A 17,919-nucleotide genomic window follows, 5' to 3' on the forward strand; every position below is an offset into this window, starting at 1 on the left:
CTCCTTACGGGTGTTCGGTGCGGTGCGTGGTCGGTCGTGCGGGACGACCGGTCACGCCTTCGGGGTGGGGTGGGTCAGTTGACGACGGGCAGCAGCGCGAGCGACAGCACGGCGGCGAGAGCACCACCGACGAGGGGGCCGACGACCGGCACCCAGGCGTAGGCCCAGTCGCTCGAGCCCTTGCCCTTGATGGGCAGGAAGGCGTGCGCGAGGCGCGGGCCGAGGTCACGGGCCGGGTTGATGGCGTAGCCGGTGGGGCCACCGAGGCTGACACCGATCGCGATCACGAGGAAGGCGACGGGGACGGCGCCGAGTTCGGCGGGTGCCTTGCCGTTCGTCATCGCGAGGATCACGAAGACGAGCACGAAGGTGCCGATGATCTCCGTGACGAGGTTCCAGCCGTACGAGCGGATCGCGGGGCCGGTCGAGAAGACGCCGAGCTTGGCGGCCGCGTCGGGCTCCTCGTCGAAGTGCTGCTTGTAGGCGAGCCAGACGATGACCGCACCGATGACGGCACCGATCATCTGGGCGAGCCAGTAGATGAGCATGGTGCCCACGGTGATGTTGCCGAGGATCGCCTGCGCGAGGCTGACAGCCGGGTTGAGCTGTCCGCCGGACTTGTAGGACACGAGCACACCGGCGAAGACCGCGAAGCCCCAGCCGATCGTGACCATGAGGAAGCCGGCCCCGAAGCCCTTCGACTTCGAGAGCGAGACGGCGGCGACGACACCGCCACCCAGGATGATGAGCATCGCCGTGCCGACGAGCTCGGACAGGAACTTGACGCCGATGTCGTCCATCGGTGACCTCCAGTGCGTGAGGTGGGGGTCCGGCCGTGCTGCGCCGCACTCCCCGTTGAGTGATTGAGGCCAACCATAGTGATGCGGTTGACGGCCCGGCGATGAATTCGTGAGCGAAGGGCGGCATCGTGCACGAACGTGCAGGACGGGTGTCCCCTGCACGATCCGGGAGCGGTGACGCGTCCTCGGCGCACTGCACGAACGTGCATCGGGAGCGGACGGCTGCCCGTGCCGCCGATGTAGATTGGGCGCACTCCGGTCGACGACGCGCGGTGTGACCGCCACGGTTCGACCCCGTACCCGTGGAGGCACCGCATGAAGAAGCTCATCAACGACCCGCAGGCCGTGGTCGAGGAGACCGTCCGGGGCTTCGCCCGGGCACACGCCGGACACGTCGTCCTGGTCGAGGACCCGATCCACCTGCACCGTGCTGACGCACCCGTCGCCGGCAAGGTCGGGATCGTCAGCGGCGGTGGCAGCGGCCACGAACCGCTGCACGCCGGTTTCGTCGGGTACGGCATGCTCGACGCCGCGGTGCCCGGCCCGGTGTTCACGAGCCCGACGCCCGACCCGATCGTCGCCGCGACGAAGGCCGTCGACGGCGGTGCGGGCGTGCTGCACATCGTGAAGAACTACACCGGCGACGTGCTCAACTTCGAGACGGCGGCAGAGCTCGCGGCGATGGACGACGTCCGCGTCGAGTCCGTCGTGGTGGACGACGACGTCGCGGTGCAGGACTCCCTGTTCACCGCCGGCCGTCGCGGTGTCGCCGGGACCGTCGTGGTAGAGAAGTGCGCCGGCGCCGCCGCCGAGCGCGGGGACGACCTGGACGCGGTCGCCGCCGTGGCCCGGCACGTCAACGACGTCACGCGGTCGATGGGGCTCGCGCTGGCGTCGGGCACCGTCCCGCACGCGGGGGAGCCGTCCTTCGTGCTGGCCGACGACGAGGTCGAGCTCGGCATCGGCATCCACGGCGAGCCGGGCCGCGAGCGGATCGCGATGGCACCGGTGGACGAGCTGGTCGACCGCGTGCTCGAGCCGATCCTGACCGACCTCGACGCCCCGGCCGGGTCGTCGCTGCTGCTCCTGGTGAACGGCATGGGCGGCACCCCGCTGTCCGAGCTCTACATCGCCTACCGACGCGCCGCCGAGGTCCTCTCCGACCGCGGCTACCAGGTCACGCGTAGTTTGGTCGGCGACTACGTCACGTCCCTCGAGATGCAGGGGTTCTCGCTCACCGTCACGGTGCTCGACGACGAACTCACTGCCCTCTGGGACGCCCCGGTGGAGACCCCGGCCCTGCGCTGGGGACGCTGAGCGACCGCAACCGCGACTGCGACTGCGACTGCGACTGCGATCGCTACCGCAACCGCGACCGCGACCGCGACCGACCACGACCGCTCGACCACCGGACCACGACACCGGGCCCACCGGGCCGGACACACGAAGGGAACCGCATTGGCGCTCGACACCGCATGGGCCATCGACTGGGTCCGTCGCACCGCCGCGACGATCGACGAACACCGCGCCGAGCTCGTCACGCTCGACCGTGAGATCGGGGACGGCGACCACGGCGAGAACCTCGACCGCGGGTTCCGGGCCGTGCTCGCGGCCGTCGACTCCGGGTCCTTCGACACCCCGGGTGCCGTGCTCAAGACCGTCGCGACGAAGCTCATCTCGACCGTGGGCGGAGCGGCCGGCCCGCTCTTCGGCACCGCCTACCTGAAGGCGGCGCAGGCTGCCGGTGACGCGGCCGAGCTCGACGCGGACACCCTCGTCGCCGTCCTCACCGCCGCCCGCGACGGGGTCGTCTCGCGCGGCAAGGCCGCGGTCGGCGACAAGACGATGGTCGACGCGTGGAGCCCCGCGGTCGACGCCGCAGCAGCGGCTGCCGGTGCCGGCGACGACCCGAAGGCCGTGCTCACCGCAGCAGCCGACGCCGCCGCGCAGGGTGCGGCGGACACCGAGCCGCTCGTCGCCCACAAGGGCCGCGCGAGCTACCTCGGCGACCGCGCGATCGGGTACCGCGACCCCGGTGCGCAGTCGACCGCGTACATCCTGCGCGCAGCGGTGGACGCAGCGTGACCGTCGGCATCCTGGTCGTCTCGCACAGCGCGGCGATCGCGACGGGCACCGTCGAGCTGGCACGGCAGATGGCTGCGGACGTGCCACTCGTCGCCGCGGGCGGCACGGACGACGGCGGCATCGGCACCTCGTTCGGGGCGATCACCGCCGGCATCGAGGAACTCGCCCAGGCGGACGCCGTCGTGGTCCTGTGCGACCTCGGCTCCGCCTACCTGACGACCGACACCGCGCTCGACTTCCTGGACGACGACGTCCGAGCCCGCGTCCACGTGTCGCAGGCCCCGTTGGTCGAGGGCACGGTGGCGGCTGCGGTCGCCGCCCAGACGGGCGGTGACGCCGACGTGGTCCTGGCCGCCGCGGCATCGGCCGCGGGTTCCGAGGCGGACGCGAGCAGCGCCTCCTCTCCGTCCGGTGACCAGCCTGGAGGCACGGGGCGGGCCGACGGGGCTGCCCCCGTCGACGACACGGCCGGCTCCGACCGCGTCAGCGCGTCGGTCGAGCTGGTCAACGAGACCGGGCTGCACGCCCGGCCCGCCGCGGAGTTCGTGAAGACGGCGGCGAAGTACGACGCGAGCGTGCACGTCAACGGCGTGGACGCCAAGAGCCTGCTGGCGATCATGGCCCTGGCACTGCCGAAGGGTGCGACGGTGTCGATCGACGCGACCGGGCAGGACGCGCAGGCCGCAGTCGACGCCCTGGTGGAACTGGTCCGTTCCGGCTTCGGCGAGTGACACCGCCGCCGGGCGAGTGACACCGCCGCCGGGCCAGCCCCCGGCGGCGGTGCCCGCTCCGGTCAACGGATCGAGATCGTCCCCGCCAGGTCGAGGTCCGAGGGGCCGCCGGTGACCCCGGCGTCCGCGAGCAGGGTGGCACCGAACACGGCGCTCCAGAACGTGCGGGCGTCCCGGGCGACACCGCTGGGGCTCGTCCAGCCCTGGTCGCCGACGACGCGCTCCAGGTAGCGCTCGGACTGCCGGAACAGCACGGCGAGCAGCAGCCGCACGCGCTCACGCTGCGCCGGGTCGTCCCCGGCTGCCCCGAGCGCGCGGACCACGAGCGGGGTCGACGGCATCGCGAGGGCGGTGCGGGCGAGGACCTGTCGGAACGACTCCGGTGAGCGGGCGCGCCGGCCGGCCGCCTGCAGTCGCGTGGTGTCGCGGAGGAACAGCGCGAACGCGGCGTCGAGCACCAGGCGGTCCTTCGAGCCGTAGTGGTGCGTGATCTGGTTCGGGTAGACACCCGCGGCCCGGGCGACCTCGCTGACGGTGACGCTCCGAGCGCCCGCGCTGAGCAGTCCGGCCGTCGCGGCGAGGATCTTCGCCCGTGTCGCCGCGCCGCGAGCCGTGCCGGAGCCCTCCACCGTGGTTGCCATGTCAGAATTGTACGTGGTACAACTCAACTTGTTCAACGTACAAGAGGAGTTCCCGTGGACATCGTCATCACCGGCTACGGCGCGGTCTCACCCTTCGGCCACGGCGTCGCGCCGCTCTGGGACGCCCTGGTCGCCGGTCGCTCCGGCGTCCGCGCCCTGCACCGCGACGGAGCGCTCTGGGAACAGGTGCCGATCCGGGTCGGGGCCGATGCCGCACTCGACGCCGAGGGTGCGCTCGGGCGGGTCCGTGCGAACCGTCTCGACCGCAGCCAGCAGCTGGCACTCGTCGCCGCGGACGAGGCCTGGGCCGACGCCGGTGCCCCCGCGGTGGAGGGCGACCGCCTCGCCGTGGTGATCGGCACCGGGATCGGGGAGTGGAGACGCTCCTCGACGCCCACGACGTGCTCGGTGCGTCCGGTGCCCGGCGGGTCTCACCGCGCACGGTGCCGATGCTCATGGCGAACGGTGCCGCCGCGCAGATCAGCATCGCGTACGGGGCGCGGGGCGGCGCCTACACGACGGTGTCGGCCTGCGCCTCGGGGGCCGAGGCCATCGCCACCGCCGCGCGACTCATCGCCACCGGTGAGGCCGACGTCGTCATCACCGGCGGGACCGAGGCCGCCGTCACCCCGGTGACGATGGCGTCGTTCGCCCAGTCGCAGGCCCTCGCGAAGCCCGACGGCGACGACCCGACGACCCTGTCACGGCCGTTCGACGCCGACCGCCGCGGCTTCGTCCTCGGCGAGGGCGCCGGCATCGTCGTGCTCGAGCGTGCCGACCACGCCGCCGCCCGAGGGCAGCGGTCGCACGGCACGCTCGCCGGGTGGGGGATCACCTCGGACGCGCACCACATCACCGCACCGCTGGCGGACGGCAGCGAGCAGGAGCGGGCCATGCGCGCCGCGATCCGGATGGCGGGCCTCACCGGTGCGGACGTCGACCACGTGAACGCGCACGCGACCGGCACCCCGGTCGGCGACGTCGGCGAGGCGGCCGCCATCAGCCGTGCGGTGGGGACCGGAGCGCTGGTCACCGCTCCGAAGAGCGCCATCGGGCACATGTTCGGCGCCGCCGGCGCGGTCGAGGCGATCCTGACCCTGCGGGCGCTCGAGACCGGGACCGTGCCGCCGACCCTGAACCTCGACCGGCTCGACCCGGCGGTGGACCTCGACGTCGTCTCCGGCAGCGCCCGGACGGCTCCGCTCCGTGCAGCGTTGGACAACTCGTTCGGGTTCGGCGGTCAGAATGCGTCGCTGGTGTTCACCGCGGCGTGAGCTCCTGCAGGCCGGTGACCCGGAGCAGGTCGAGCTTCGCGGCGTCCTCGGAACCCGGGACGACCGTGTAGACGACGATCCGCAGGTCACCGCCGGGGACGCTTAGCACGTCGCAGTCGATCTCCACCGGTCCGACGGGCGTGTGCACGACCTTGCGGCTCGCACGGTGCTCGGCGATCCGGCCGGTCTCCCATCGGCGGGCGAACTCGGGGGACTCCCGCAGCAGCCGCTCGACCAGGTCCGCCAGGTCACGGTCCGCCGGGTAGCGCCCGTAGGCCTGCCGCAGGTCGGCGGCGAGGTCGCTCGAGAACTCCTCCTGGTGCTCGTCGTCCCAGTCCACCCCGTCGCGCTCCCGCATGAAGTGCCGCCAGACCAGGTTGCGATCGAGCCCGACGTACCGCGAGGGGTCGCCGTTCACCGCGGCCCACAGCTCGTTCCAGAGCACGATGTCGTGGGTCGCCGTGAACACCGCGAGTGGCACGTCGCCGAGCCGGTCGACCAGCCGCTGCACGCCGGGCGTGATGTGCCGCGGCACCACCTGACGCGACGGCGGGGCGACGCCGGCCACCCGGCACAGGTGGTCCCGCTCCTCGGACGACAGCCTGAGCGCCGTCGCGAGGGCCGCGAGCAGCTGCGGCGACGGGTTCGTCGCCCGGCCCTGCTCGAGGCGGACGACGTAGTCGACGCTCACGCCCGCCAGCGCGGCGAGCTCCTCGCGGCGGAGGCCCGGGGTCCGTCTGCCGGGGCCGGTCGGCAGGCCGACCGCCTCGGGACGTACCCGGTCACGCCAGGAACGCAACACGTTCGCGAACTCGCTCATGTCCACCATCATCGCCCCGCGCCTCCTGTCCGTCCTGGTACTGCCGGTCCCACCGTCGCACCGTGCCTGGGGGAGCCGGGCCGGCGGGGGCAGGCTGGGCACATGACAACGACACTGATCACCGGGGCCAACCGCAGCCTCGGACTCGAGACCGCACGCCGACTGATCGAGGCCGGCCACACCGTCCACGCCGGCATGCGCGACCCGGCCGGCGGCGACGACGCCCGCGCACTCGGCGCCCACGTCGTGCGCCTGGACGTCACCGACCAGGCCAGCATCGACGCGGCGATCGCGACGATCCCCGAGCTCGACGTCCTCGTGAACAACGCCGGGATCCTCGGCACCTCGTTCGGGGTCGACGACCTCGACGCGAGCGCGATGGCGACCGTGCTCGACACCAACGTCACCGGCATCGTCCGGGTGACCCAGGCCGCGCTGCCCCTGCTGCGACGCTCGGCAGCACCCGTCATCGTGAACGTCTCGTCGGGGGTGGGGTTCCCGCGCTGGCTGACGACGCCGGGGCACGACGAGTACGGGGTGCCGGCGGTGCCGTACGCGGCGTCGAAGGCGGCCGTGATCGCGTTGACCGTGCAGTACGCGAAGAACCTGCCCGGGTTCCGGGTGAACGCGAGCGACCCGGGCTACACCGCGACGGAGTTCAACGGGTTCGGCGGACACCAGACGATCACCGAGGGCACCGACGCCACGGTCATGCTCGCGACGATCGGCACCGACGGGCCGACGGGGGAGCTCCACAACCGCGAGGGCCGCATCGAGTACTGAGGGGCAGCGCTCCGTCAGTCGTGCACGTCGGCACCGAACCCCGGCCCGGGGCGCATCATCCAGCCGTCCGGGTCGGGCAGCGGGCGGAACCCGAACCGCTCGTACAGCCCGTGGGCATCCGCGGTGAACAGGGCGAAGCGCTTCAGGCCGAGCGGGTCGACCGCCTCGGTGACGCCGCGCACGAGTGCGACCCCGACCCCACGGCCCCGGGCGTCGGGGTCCACGAACACGTCGGCGAGCCACCCGAATGTCACGCCGTCGGTGATCACCCGCGCGTAGCCGAGCTGCGCGCCGGTCGTCGCGTCGTACACGCCGAAGTTCCGGGAGCCGGCGATGATCGCCTCCTGCGTCGCCCGGTCTCGCCCGCGCGCCCAGTACGACTCCTCGCTCAGCCAGCGGTGCACGCAGTCGACGTCGAGGTCGGCAGGGTCGGCGGAGAAACGCAGATCGGTCACGTGAGGAGTCAACCGGCGGACGCGCCTGCGGCGCAACGGCCGATCGGGTCGGGGTGGACCGCTCGCGTGGTCGGGTGGCCGGGTGCCCGTCGGCCTGGAGGCCCGTGGGGACCCGACGCGCGGGTCGCGTCGGACGGTTGGTCGCGCTGGTCCGGCGTCCGGCGTCCGGCGTCCGGCGTCTGTCAGGATGGCCGCATGCGCGCCGTCCAGTACGCCCAGTTCGGTTCCGTCCCCTCGATCGTCGACCTGCCGGAACCGGTCGCGCCCGAGCACGGCGTCGTCGTCCGGGTGGCTGCCACCGGTGTCTGTCGCAGCGACTGGCACGCGTGGAAGGGGCACGACGACTCGGTGCGGCTGCCGCACGTGCCCGGCCACGAGTTCGCCGGTGTCGTCGCGGCGATCGGGGCGGGCGTCCAGCGCTTCGCCGTGGGCGACCGGGTCACGGCCCCGTTCGTGTTCGCCTGCGGGACCTGCGCGGAATGCCTCGACGGCGCCACCCAGGTGTGCACCGCCCAGCAGCAGCCCGGGTTCGACCTGCAGGGCTCGTACGCGGACGCCCTGGTCGTCCCGCACGCCGACCTCAACCTCGTCGCGCTGCCGGACGCCGTGGACTTCGCGGTGGCGGCAGCGCTCGGCTGCCGGTTCGGCACCGCGTTCCACGCCCTGCACGCCCGAGGGCGCGTCGCACCAGGGGAGTGGGTCGTGGTCTACGGCTGCGGGGGAGTCGGACTCTCCGCGGTCATGGTCGCCGTGGCCGCCGGCGCGCACATCGTCGCCGTCGACGTCTCCACGGCCGCACTCGAACGCGCCGCCGCCCTGGGCGCCGACACCGTGCTGATGGACGCGGATGCCGTCACGACGGTCCGATCCCGCACGGGTGGCGGGGCGCACGTCTCGCTCGACGCCTACGGCAGCCGTGCCACCTCCGTCGCCGCCGTGGCGTCCCTGCGTCCGCGCGGCCGGCACGTGCAGGTCGGGCTGCTCCTCGACGACGAAGCCGCTCCGGCGATCCCGATGGGCCGGGTCATCGCGGACGAACTCGAACTGCTCGGCAGCCACGGCGCAGCGGTCGGGGAGTACGGCGCGATGCTCGACGCCGTCGTGGCCGGGCGGCTGCGTCCGGAGCAGACGATCGGCCGCACCATCGACTTCGACGACCTGCCCGAGGCGCTCGTCGCGATGGACCGACCCGCGACGTCGTCGGGCATGACCGTCGCGGTGTTCTGAGGCTCGGGCGTTCCCGTCAGCCCTCGGTCCGCGCGTTCGCGCCTCGGCGGATGCGCAGCACGACCGCGCCGATGACCAGCACCGCGAGGATCCCGACGACCCCGAACAGGAGCGTCTGGCCGCCGTGCCCGTGCGCGTGCGTACCGTCGCCCGTGCTCGATGCGGCTGCCGCTGCGGTGGGATCCGAGGACGCCGTGGTCGCGGCCGTCGGGCTGGTCGTGGGCGCGGGAACGGACTGCGATGCGGCCGCTTCCACCGTGAACGCGAGCTGCCCCTCGATCGGATGGCCGTCGGGGGAGACGTACCGCCAGACGACGGTGTGCGGGCCGGGGGAGAGCGACACCGCCTTCGACATCGAGGTGCCTTCGACGGTGACCGCTCCGGAGGACTCGTCGGCACCGCTGTCGTCGCGGACCTCGATGCGCAGACCGGCTTCGAGCCCGGCCAGCGGCGCCTCGTTGAAGGTGAGCGTGACTCGCTCAAGGTCGGTGCTCACCGTGACGCCGTCCGCGGGATCACTCGAGGTCAGTGCCGCGTGCGCCGATGCGGGTGTCGTGCCGATCAGCACGAGGAACGCGGACAGGGCGACGGCGAACAGGACCCGGCGCGTCGCGGTCCGTGAGCGGCGTTGGGCATCTCGGTGATCGTGCACACGTCCACGCTAGGGAAGCGATATCGAGCGTGCCGTCAGCCGAGCGAGTTCACTCGTAACCTCCGAGTTGACATAATATGCATTATCGGCGCACAGGCGGAAGTCCGCGGAAAGCGCTGAGTGAGCAGAAAAGGTCGAGTCCGTTCTCCGGACTCGACCTTTTCTGCTCACTGGATGACGACGGCGTCAGTCGACGGGCTTCGTCGGGACGTCGTCGGCGTCGATCTCGAGCGCCGCTGGCTCGCCGCCCTGTTCCTCCAGGGTGTCCTGGTCGGTGTCGGGCTGCTCCGGCGACTCGCTCTGGGTGGTCTCTTCGGCTGGGTCAGGCTGGCTGTAGCTCATGCGCCGGACGGTACGCCCGCGTTCCTGAACAGCTGCAAGCTCGAGGCGCTCTGACTCACGCCTGGGTCAGGAAGGCCGCGGTGACGATGTAGCCGATGATGCCGACGACGATCGCGACGACCGACAGGATGATGCCCGCGAGGATCATCCCCCGGCTGCCGCCGCGCTTCCGCGCGAGGATGCCGAGCACCAGACCGACGATGCCCGCGACCACACCGATGATCGCGAGGAAGATGCCACCGACGGTCCCGACGATGCCGAGCACCAGGGAGACGACGGCGAAGGTGTTCGACTGCGCGGGCGCGTTGCCGGGGTTGGACATGGTGGAGCTCCTTCTGGTCAGGACGCTGATCCAGGCCGGGTAGCCGATCGTGAGCGTCGGTCAGAAGAATAGTCCTCGCACACGGCTGGTGCCCAGCTTCGCCCCCTGAGTCTGTCCCCCGGCTCAGGCTCCGACGTACGCCGCCAGGTGCTGCCCGGTCAAGGTCGAGCGTGCCGCCACGAGCTCGGCGGGCGTCCCCTCGAACACGATCCGCCCGCCGTCGTGACCGGCACCCGGCCCGAGGTCGATGATCCAGTCGGCGTGCGCCATCACGGCCTGGTGGTGCTCGATCACGACGACCGTCCGACCGGCGTCGACGAGCCGGTCGAGCAGGCCGAGCAGCTGGTCGACGTCGGCCAGGTGCAGGCCGGTTGTCGGCTCGTCGAGCACCACGACGCCGCCGCGGTCACCGAGGTGCGTCGCGAGCTTGAGCCGCTGCCGCTCTCCCCCGGACAACGTGGTGAGCGGCTGCCCGATCGTCAGGTACCCGAGCCCCACGTCGGCGAGCCGGGCGAGGATCGTGTGGGCCGCCGGCAGTGCGGACTCCCCCGCCGCGAAGAACGCCAGCGCGTCGGCGACGGACATGCCGAGCACCTCACTGATGTCCTTCCCGCCCAGGTGGTACCCGAGCACCGACTGGTCGAACCGCTTTCCGTCGCACTCGACGCAGGGACTCGCGACGCCCGCCATCATGCCGAGGTCGGTGTACACGACACCGGCACCGTTGCACGCCGGGCAAGCGCCCTCGGAGTTGGCGCTGAACAGTGCGGGTTTCACGCCGTTGGCCTTCGCGAAGGCCTTCCGGATCGGCTCGAGCAAGCCGGTGTACGTCGCCGGGTTGCTCCGCCGTGAGCCACGGATCCCGCTCTGGTCGATGGCGACCACGTCGTCGCGCCGGGCCAGCGACCCGTGGATCAGCGTGCTCTTGCCCGAGCCGGCGACCCCCGTGACGACGGTGAGCACCCCCGTGGGGACGTCCACGTCGACGTCGTGCAGGTTGTGGGCCGAGGCGCCGCGGATCGCGATCGCCCCGTCCGGACGACGCACCGCGGACTTCACGGTGACGCGGTCATCCAGGTGCCGACCGGTCACGGTCCCGCTGGCACGCAGCCCGTCGACGGGCCCCTGGTAGCAGAGCGTCCCACCGCCGGCTCCGGCACCGGGCCCGAGGTCGACGACGTGGTCGGCGATCGCGATGACCTCGGGCTTGTGCTCGACGACGAGGACGGTGTTGCCCTTGTCGCGCAACCGGACGAGCAGTTCGTTCATCCGCTCGATGTCGTGCGGGTGCAGCCCCGTGCTCGGCTCGTCGAAGACGTAGGTGACGTCACTGAGCGAGGAGCCGAGGTGCTTCACCATCTTCACCCGCTGCCCCTCTCCCCCGGACAGCGTGCCGGTGGGGCGGTCGAGCGACAGGTAGCCGAGTCCGATCTCGACGAAGGACTCGAGCAGGTCGCGGAGCCCCTCGAGCAACGGCCCGACCCCCGGGTCGTCGAGACCCCGCAGCCAGGTGACGGCATCGGTGACCTGCATCGCGCAGACGTCGGCGATGCTGCGGCCCGCGATCTTCGACGAGCGGGCGGTGTCGTTCAACCGGGTGCCGTCGCAGGCCGGACACGTCGTGAAGGTCACCGCACGGTCGACGAAGGCCCGGATGTGCGGCTGCATCGCCTCGCGGTCCTTCTGCAGGAACGAGCGGCGGACCCGGTGCACGAGCCCCTCGTAGGTCATGTTGATGCCGGCGATCTTCTGCTTCGTCGGCTCGCGGTACAGGAAGTCCTGCCGCTCCTGCTCGGTGAAGTCACGGATCGGGGTGTCCCGGTCGAAGTAGCCCGACTCGGCGTACAGCCGCACGTTCCACCCGTCGGTCCCGTACCCGGGGATCGTGAGCGCGCCGTCTCCGAGCGACTTCGTGTCGTCGAAGAGCTGTGTCAGGTCGATGTCGTTGACCAGCCCCCGACCCTCGCAGTCGGCGCACATCCCGCCGAGCCGTGTGAACGAGACCTTCTGGGCCTTCGCGTCCGCACCCTTCTGCACCGTGATCGCTCCCCCGGCCGTCACGGTGGCGAGGTTGAACGAGAACGCGTTCGGCCCCCCGATGTGCGGTCGGCCGAGTCGGCTGAACAGCACACGCAGCATCGCGTTCGCGTCCGTCGCGGTGCCGACGGTGGAGCGCGGGTCGGCACCGATGCGCTCCTGGTCGACGACGATCGCGGTGGTCAGGCCGTCGAGCAGGTCGACGTCCGGACGCGCGAGCGAGGGCATGAACCCCTGCACGAACGCGCTGTAGGTCTCGTTGATCATCCGCTGCGACTCGGCGGCGACGGTGCCGAACACGAGCGAGCTCTTGCCCGAGCCGGAGACCCCGGTGAACACCGTGAGCCGCCGCTTCGGCAGGTCCACGTCGACGTCGCGCAGGTTGTTCGCGCGGGCACCGCGCACCCGGATCCGGTCGTGCCGGTCGGCAGGGTGCGCGTCGGCGCCGGTGGGGTCGTCGTCGACCGGATCGGTGTGCATGCGGGTCAGCGTACCGACGGGAGGCCCGTGGCGGGGCTGCCACGGGCCTCCTGTCGGTCCTGGGTCGGCCCTCAGGCCGTGGTGCGGTGCTCAGGCGCCGTGACGGCGCACCAGGTCCGGCAGCTCGGCGGGTTCGAACTCCTCGTCGGTCGCCTCGAGTTCGTCGGCGGTCCACCACCGCGAGGCGAGGATGTCGACGCGCTCGTCGTCGGTCCACTCGGCGTCGGACAGCTCGAAGCCCGGCGTGCGGACGACGTAGAACTCGGCGTGCCCGCGGTCGTGGTCGGCGAGGTCCCACTCGACCGTGAAGTCCCAGGACCACACCGGCTCGCCCGGTTCGTCGATGACGATCCCGGTCTCCTCGCGCAGCTCGCGGATCGCGGCGTCGCGGTGGGACTCCCCCGGGTCGACCCCGCCACCCGGCGTGATCCAGCGGTGGGCACCGTCCGACGAGGGCGACTTCGTGTCCATCAGGAACACGCGGCCCTCGGGGTCGAGCAGCAGGATGCGGGAGGTGCGGCGCAGGCCGGGCTTGGCGGTCACCCGCCCGACGTTAGCCGACGAAGCCGCTGACGTCGCCGACCAGCTTGGTGTGGTCGGCGGGGATCGGCTCGACGGCGGCCAGGGCGATCTCGGCCGCGAACTCGGACACGCTGTAGAGCTTGCCGACCTCCTGCCGACGACCCTCGATCGCGCCGGGGTTCAGGCGGTTCAGCAGCGTCGCGGTGATCGTGCCCTCGATCATGTCGCCGGAGACGACGACGAACTCGATGCCGGCGGCCTCGAGCTGCGGGATGAGCTCGCGGAGGGCGAGTTCTCCGGCGCGCTTGCTCTTGGCGACCGGGACGTACTCGTCCATCGTCTCGGCGGTCTCGACGAAGTGGGCCTGGTGGCTCGTGACGAACACCACGCGGGACCCGGCGGGCATGTGCGGCACGGCGGTCTGCAGCATGTCGACCTGCGCGTCGCGGTTCAGGCGGAGCGCGTAGTCCTCGCCGACGCCGGACTCCATGCCGCCGGAGGCGTTGAGCACGAGCAGGTCGATGCCGCCCCACTCCTGGACGACGGTGTCGACGAGCGCCTGCACGGAGTCGTGCTCGGTGAGGTCGGCACCGACGGCCAGGGCGGAACCGCCCGCCTCGACGATCTTCTCGGCGATCTGCTCCGCGCGCTTGGCCTTGTTGCGGTAGTTCACGACCACCTTGGCACCGGCCTCGGCGAGGTACCCGACGGTGTCGGCACCGATGCCACGGGACGAACCGGTGACGACGGCGCGCTTGTCGGTGAGGGATCCGGGGGCGAGGGGGTTGCTCACAGTCGTGTTCTCCAGGTCTGGTTCCGGCCGGTCGGGCGCACCGAGCCTACCAATCGCCTGCACGACCGTCGGACGGCCCTGATATGTTGAACGGAGTTGTACCGGCTGTCGCGACGCAGCGAGCCGCCGCGCGCGACCGAGGGAGGGAGATCGCGTGAACGGAATCGATTGGATCCAGAGCACCGTCTGGATCGGCCTGGTGTTGCTCCTGGGCGTGGTCGAGATCTTCACCCTCGACTTCATCTTCATCATGCTCGCGGCGGGTGCCGCCGGCGGGTTGATCGCCGCGTTGCTCGGCGCCCCGTGGTGGCTGTCCGCCATCGTCGCCGCGGTCGCCGCCCTCGTGCTGCTGTCGCTCGTCCGGCCGCGCCTGCTCGTGGCGCTCGGCCGTGGTGCCGACCCGCACCGCACCAACGTCGAGGGGCTCATCGGGCTCGCCGGCACGGTCGCGGTCGCCTTCACCTCCTCCAGTCCTGGTCAGGTGCGCCTGGCCAACGGCGAGACCTGGAGTGCGCGGTTCGCCGCGGACTCCGTCGACCGCACACCGCCACTCGGGACCCCCGTGGTCGTCGAGTCGATCGAGGGGTCGACCGCGGTCGTGCGCCTCGCAGAAAGGGCCACCTCGTGACCAGCATCTCCCCGGGGACGATCGCACTGCTCGTGCTCATCCTCGTCGTCGTCATCTTCGTGATCGTCGTCCTGGCGAAGGCGATCCGGATCGTTCCCCAGGCCACCGCGGGGATCGTCGAGCGACTCGGCAAGTACCACAAGACCCTCAACCCGGGCCTGAACCTCCTGGTGCCGTTCATCGACCGCCTGCGGCCGCTGCTCGACATGCGTGAGCAGGTCGTCTCGTTCCCGCCGCAGCCCGTGATCACCGAGGACAACCTGGTGGTCTCGATCGACACCGTCGTCTACTTCCAAGTGACCGACGCCCGTGCCGCGACGTACGAGATCGCGAACTACCTCGGCGCCGTCGAGCAGCTCACCACCACCACGCTCCGCAACGTCGTCGGTGGCCTGAACCTCGAAGAGGCGCTGACCAGCCGCGACAACATCAACGGCCAGCTCCGCGTCGTCCTCGACGAGGCGACGGGCAAGTGGGGCATCCGTGTCGGCCGAGTCGAGCTCAAGGCTATCGAGCCGCCCGTGTCCATCCAGGACGCCATGGAACAGCAGCTCCGTGCCGAGCGCAGCCGTCGTGCCGCGATCCTGCAGGCCGAGGGCACCAAGCAGTCCCAGATCCTCGAGGCCGAGGGGCAGCGGCAGGCCGCGATCCTGGCCGCCGAGGGTGACGCCAAGGCACAGGTGCTCCGTGCCGAGGGTGAAGCCCAGGCCATCGCGACGGTGTTCGAGGCCATCCACACCGGTGACCCGGACGAGAAGCTGCTCTCCTACCAGTACCTGCAGACCCTGCCGAAGATCGCCGAGGGCACGTCGAACAAGCTCTGGATGATCCCGAGCGAGTTCACCGAGGCCCTGTCCGGCATCGCGAAGGGCTTCAGTGCCAGCCGCGGTGGCGGTGGCGCCGGTCCGGTCGGCGGCGCTGCCGGCGGGACGGACTTCCTGTCCCGGATCTCGAAGCTCGCGAACGAGAGCCTGGCGAACACCGCAGCCGCGGACACCACGATGCCGCGTGCGGATGCCACCGCCGCGGACATCGTCCCCGAGTCCGACCTCGACGCGCGCCTGGCCGAGTCGAACCGCAGTGTCGACGCACACCTGGCGGCCGCCGACGACGCCACCGCCGAGCAGGTCGAGGACACTCCGCCCACGCCGGGCGACGACGCCTCCGGTCACCGGACCAGCGACGGCTCCGGTCGGCGCTGACGCTCCGGCACGAACGAACGACGACGCCCGCCCCGGGGAACCGGGGCGGGCGTCGTCGGTGTTCGGTGGGGTCAGGCGCCGCGTCGTGCGCGGAGGACCTGCAGGCGCTCTTCGAGGAGCTCCTCGAGTTCCTCGCGCGAGCGGCGCTCGAGCAGCATGTCCCAGTGGGTGCGGGGTGCCTTCACGTCCTCTTCGGCGACCTCGACGGGGATCCCGTCGTCGCCGAGCAGCCGGCCCTCACGGCCGGAGCGGGGCTCGGACCACGTCTGGGGGACGTCCGCGTCAGCGGAGAAGACGATGTCGAACGTCTCACCCGAATCCGTCTGGTAGACCGCACGCTTGCGATCCGAGAGCTCGACGCCCTCTTCGCTCTGGAGACTCTGACTCCCGAGCCGCATGCCGCGGAGACTCCGATCAGCCATGTGTGTGCTCCTCTCGCTCGTCTGCCCTCCACAACACTGTCCCACGCCCCATCAATCCCGTACCGGCGCATTCACAGTCCGTTCCCAGTGGCTGGGCGCGGCGAGTCCGATCAGGAGCGGGTTCGACGACCCCAGGGCGCGCAGGCGAGGAGCACGAGGAGTCCGCCGAGGGAGAGCAGGAGCGTGATCGAGCCGGAAAGGATCGACGCGGGGGTGGTGGACGTGCCGAGCGGCACATCGGTCACCATCGAGGTCGCGGTGTACTCCGGTACCCGGTCGATCGTGCGACCGCTCGGGTCGATGACCTGCGACGCTCCGACGGTCGAGATGTTCACGAGCGACCGACCGGTCTCGATGGCCCGCATCCGTGCGATCTCGAGCTGCTGCAGGTTCTCGTCGGTGCCCGAGAAGTCGGCGTTGTTCGTCTGCGCGAGGATCACCTGCGCTCCCCCGCGCACCATGTCGGCGGTCAGCCCGTCGTCGACGATGTCGAAGCAGATCGAGATACCGGCACGGATCCCCGCCACCGACAGGACGTTCGGCTTCGTCCCCGGCGTGTAGTCGCGCTGCAGCAGTCCGATCAGGGACGGCGCGAGCTTGGAGAAGAACCAGCGGTCGGGCACGTACTCACCGAACGGCACCGGGCGCTTCTTGTCGTAGGACGACTGCCAGCCGTCGGCGGTCCACACGAACGACGTGTTGTGCAGCACCCCCGACGGGGTCTGCGTGATGGCACCCGCCACGATCGGGGCGTCGAGCGACCCCACCACCGAGTCGAGGGCGGACGCGATGACCGGCTGCTGACGCGGGTCGTACTCCGCACCGGCCTCGGGCCACACGACGAGGTCGACCCCCTTCGCATCCACGTCCGTCGCCGCGACCTGCGCGGCCAGGACGTCGCCGGGCTCCGCACGGTCGAAGTACCCCGCAGGACCGTTGCCCTGCACCGCCTCGACCCGGATCGTGCCGCTCGTCGCCGTCGGCCACGCGGGCACGGCCAGGACTGCCGCGACCAGCAGACCCGCCGTGGCCACCCGCACGGGCAGCCGGAGCGTGACGCCCGGCACACGGGGCGCCACGAGCGCGAGCGACACCACGACCGCGACGCAGTACACGACGACGAACGTCAGGCCGAGGACGCCGACGTACGCGGCCAGGTGTGTGAACGGCCCCTGCGACTGCGACAGGCCGACGCGCCCCCAGGCGAAGCCACCGTACGGCCAGCTCCCCGAGAACCACTCGCGTCCGGTCCAGAGTGCGGCGACGACGGCCGGGAGGCCCCACACGCGTCCGGCGGTCGAGGGCACCACGCGCGCGACCCAGCGGTACGCCAGGGCGATGGCGACGCTGCCGAGTGCGAAGAACGCGGCTTCGAGCAGGGCGAGTGCGAACCACGGGACCGGGCCCAGGTAACGACCGGCCCACGAGATGGCCGGGATCCAGAACGCCGCGCCGGCGAGGTAGCCGATCCACGCCGCGCGCCGCGCCCGCTGCCCCATCACCGCGAGCAGCATGCAGGCGAGTGCCGGGTAGGCGAGGAACCACCACCCGGGCGACGGGAACGCGAGGGCGAAGAGGATCCCACCGATGACGGCCAACGGCACCGCGGTACCGAGCGGCAACGCGGCGAACGGGCCGGTCCTGACCGCCCCGCGGCCGACGCGCGCGGGCAGCCCGCGCACACCGGTCTCCGGAACCCGCAC

At 71.6% G+C, this 17,919-nt stretch carries 19 protein-coding genes and 2 pseudogenes; 9 read left to right on the plus strand and 12 right to left on the minus strand.

What is annotated here, in order from left to right; genetic code table 11:
- Positions 1 to 74 precede the first annotated feature (74 nt).
- Entirely contained in the window at positions 75 to 800 is a 726-nt protein-coding gene (locus ACZZ9K_RS02415; RefSeq protein ID WP_138803348.1) for an MIP/aquaporin family protein, read from the minus strand.
- Between the two features lie 315 nt (positions 801 to 1,115).
- Here ACZZ9K_RS02415 and dhaK point away from each other — a divergent pair, with 315 nt between their 5' ends.
- The 3 genes from dhaK (at position 1,116) to dhaM (ending at position 3,616) form a co-directional block, all read left to right on the plus strand.
- Positions 1,116 to 2,117: a dihydroxyacetone kinase subunit DhaK gene (gene dhaK / locus ACZZ9K_RS02420; protein ID WP_463443258.1), complete on the plus strand. Its 1,002-nt coding sequence runs from the start codon at positions 1,116 to 1,118 to the stop codon at positions 2,115 to 2,117.
- A 141-nt stretch (positions 2,118 to 2,258) separates the two neighbouring features.
- Positions 2,259 to 2,885: a dihydroxyacetone kinase subunit DhaL gene (gene dhaL / locus ACZZ9K_RS02425; protein ID WP_463443259.1), complete on the plus strand. Its 627-nt coding sequence runs from the start codon at positions 2,259 to 2,261 to the stop codon at positions 2,883 to 2,885.
- On the plus strand, positions 2,882 to 3,616 hold the full coding sequence (dhaM, locus tag ACZZ9K_RS02430) for a dihydroxyacetone kinase phosphoryl donor subunit DhaM (protein ID WP_463443260.1): 735 nt from the start codon (positions 2,882 to 2,884) through the stop codon (positions 3,614 to 3,616). The genes dhaL and dhaM overlap by 4 nt, the downstream gene beginning before the upstream one ends.
- Before the next feature lie 62 nt (positions 3,617 to 3,678).
- Here dhaM and ACZZ9K_RS02435 read toward each other — a convergent pair whose 3' ends face one another.
- A complete protein-coding gene (locus ACZZ9K_RS02435) occupies positions 3,679 to 4,257 on the minus strand; it encodes a TetR/AcrR family transcriptional regulator C-terminal domain-containing protein (RefSeq protein ID WP_138803352.1) in 579 nt (192 codons plus the stop codon).
- Between the two features lie 54 nt (positions 4,258 to 4,311).
- Between ACZZ9K_RS02435 and ACZZ9K_RS02440 the strand changes: the two are divergent.
- Both ACZZ9K_RS02440 and ACZZ9K_RS02445 read left to right on the plus strand, forming a co-directional pair.
- A pseudogene (locus ACZZ9K_RS02440) lies at positions 4,312 to 4,584 on the plus strand (beta-ketoacyl synthase N-terminal-like domain-containing protein); the annotation flags it as partial.
- Between the two features lie 47 nt (positions 4,585 to 4,631).
- Entirely contained in the window at positions 4,632 to 5,531 is a 900-nt protein-coding gene (locus tag ACZZ9K_RS02445) for a beta-ketoacyl-[acyl-carrier-protein] synthase family protein (RefSeq protein ID WP_463443261.1), read from the plus strand.
- Here the strand turns inward: ACZZ9K_RS02445 and ACZZ9K_RS02450 are convergent.
- On the minus strand, positions 5,518 to 6,351 hold the full coding sequence (locus ACZZ9K_RS02450; RefSeq protein ID WP_463443262.1) for a helix-turn-helix domain-containing protein: 834 nt from the start codon (positions 6,349 to 6,351) through the stop codon (positions 5,518 to 5,520). The genes ACZZ9K_RS02445 and ACZZ9K_RS02450 overlap by 14 nt on opposite strands.
- A 102-nt stretch (positions 6,352 to 6,453) precedes the next feature.
- Between ACZZ9K_RS02450 and ACZZ9K_RS02455 the strand changes: the two genes are divergently transcribed.
- Positions 6,454 to 7,134 (plus strand): SDR family NAD(P)-dependent oxidoreductase, encoded by a 681-nt coding sequence (locus ACZZ9K_RS02455; RefSeq protein WP_463443263.1) that lies wholly within the window; start codon positions 6,454 to 6,456, stop codon positions 7,132 to 7,134.
- Between the two features lie 14 nt (positions 7,135 to 7,148).
- On the opposite strand, the gene ACZZ9K_RS02460 is transcribed toward ACZZ9K_RS02455, so the two are convergent.
- Positions 7,149 to 7,589 carry a GNAT family N-acetyltransferase gene (locus tag ACZZ9K_RS02460; protein WP_463443264.1) on the minus strand — a complete coding sequence of 147 codons (441 nt, stop codon included), beginning with the start codon at positions 7,587 to 7,589 and terminating at the stop codon, positions 7,149 to 7,151.
- 195 nt (positions 7,590 to 7,784) lie between these two features.
- Here ACZZ9K_RS02460 and ACZZ9K_RS02465 point away from each other — a divergent pair, with 195 nt between their 5' ends.
- On the plus strand, positions 7,785 to 8,816 hold the full coding sequence (locus ACZZ9K_RS02465; protein ID WP_463443265.1) for an alcohol dehydrogenase catalytic domain-containing protein: 1,032 nt from the start codon (positions 7,785 to 7,787) through the stop codon (positions 8,814 to 8,816).
- A 16-nt stretch (positions 8,817 to 8,832) separates the two neighbouring features.
- Here the strand turns inward: ACZZ9K_RS02465 and ACZZ9K_RS02470 are convergent, their stop codons facing one another.
- The 6 genes from ACZZ9K_RS02470 to ACZZ9K_RS02495 form a co-directional block, all read right to left on the minus strand.
- A complete protein-coding gene (locus tag ACZZ9K_RS02470) occupies positions 8,833 to 9,468 on the minus strand; it encodes a copper resistance CopC family protein (RefSeq protein WP_463443266.1) in 636 nt (211 codons plus the stop codon).
- A gap of 186 nt (positions 9,469 to 9,654) precedes the next feature.
- Positions 9,655 to 9,810: a hypothetical protein gene (locus ACZZ9K_RS02475; protein WP_185974177.1), complete on the minus strand. Its 156-nt coding sequence runs from the start codon at positions 9,808 to 9,810 to the stop codon at positions 9,655 to 9,657.
- 55 nt (positions 9,811 to 9,865) lie between these two features.
- Positions 9,866 to 10,132, minus strand: a complete 267-nt coding sequence (locus ACZZ9K_RS02480; RefSeq protein ID WP_138803359.1) for a hypothetical protein — start codon at positions 10,130 to 10,132, stop codon at positions 9,866 to 9,868.
- Between the two features lie 123 nt (positions 10,133 to 10,255).
- A complete protein-coding gene (locus tag ACZZ9K_RS02485) occupies positions 10,256 to 12,649 on the minus strand; it encodes an ATP-binding cassette domain-containing protein (protein WP_463443267.1) in 2,394 nt (797 codons plus the stop codon).
- A 90-nt stretch (positions 12,650 to 12,739) separates the two neighbouring features.
- Positions 12,740 to 13,192: an NUDIX hydrolase gene (locus tag ACZZ9K_RS02490; RefSeq protein WP_163343610.1), complete on the minus strand. Its 453-nt coding sequence runs from the start codon at positions 13,190 to 13,192 to the stop codon at positions 12,740 to 12,742.
- Between the two features lie 10 nt (positions 13,193 to 13,202).
- Positions 13,203 to 13,964 (minus strand): SDR family oxidoreductase, encoded by a 762-nt coding sequence (locus tag ACZZ9K_RS02495; RefSeq protein ID WP_111024422.1) that lies wholly within the window; start codon positions 13,962 to 13,964, stop codon positions 13,203 to 13,205.
- A 154-nt stretch (positions 13,965 to 14,118) separates the two neighbouring features.
- On the opposite strand from ACZZ9K_RS02495, the gene ACZZ9K_RS02500 reads away from it, so the two are divergent.
- Together ACZZ9K_RS02500 and ACZZ9K_RS02505 are read left to right on the plus strand one after the other, a co-directional pair.
- Entirely contained in the window at positions 14,119 to 14,592 is a 474-nt protein-coding gene (locus ACZZ9K_RS02500) for an NfeD family protein (RefSeq protein ID WP_071244706.1), read from the plus strand.
- 20 nt (positions 14,593 to 14,612) lie between these two features.
- Positions 14,613 to 15,494, plus strand: a pseudogene (locus ACZZ9K_RS02505) (SPFH domain-containing protein); the annotation flags it as partial.
- A 371-nt stretch (positions 15,495 to 15,865) separates the two neighbouring features.
- On the opposite strand, the gene ACZZ9K_RS02510 reads toward ACZZ9K_RS02505, so the two are convergent.
- Together ACZZ9K_RS02510 and lnt are read right to left on the minus strand one after the other, a co-directional pair.
- The gene (locus tag ACZZ9K_RS02510; protein ID WP_027465636.1) at positions 15,866 to 16,216 is read right to left on the minus strand and encodes an RNA polymerase-binding protein RbpA; all 351 of its coding nucleotides are present in this window, start codon (positions 16,214 to 16,216) and stop codon (positions 15,866 to 15,868) included.
- Between the two features lie 110 nt (positions 16,217 to 16,326).
- Positions 16,327 to 17,919: an apolipoprotein N-acyltransferase gene (lnt, locus tag ACZZ9K_RS02515; RefSeq protein WP_260678868.1), complete on the minus strand. Its 1,593-nt coding sequence runs from the start codon at positions 17,917 to 17,919 to the stop codon at positions 16,327 to 16,329.

The organism is Curtobacterium sp. AC268, from assembly GCF_979258745.1.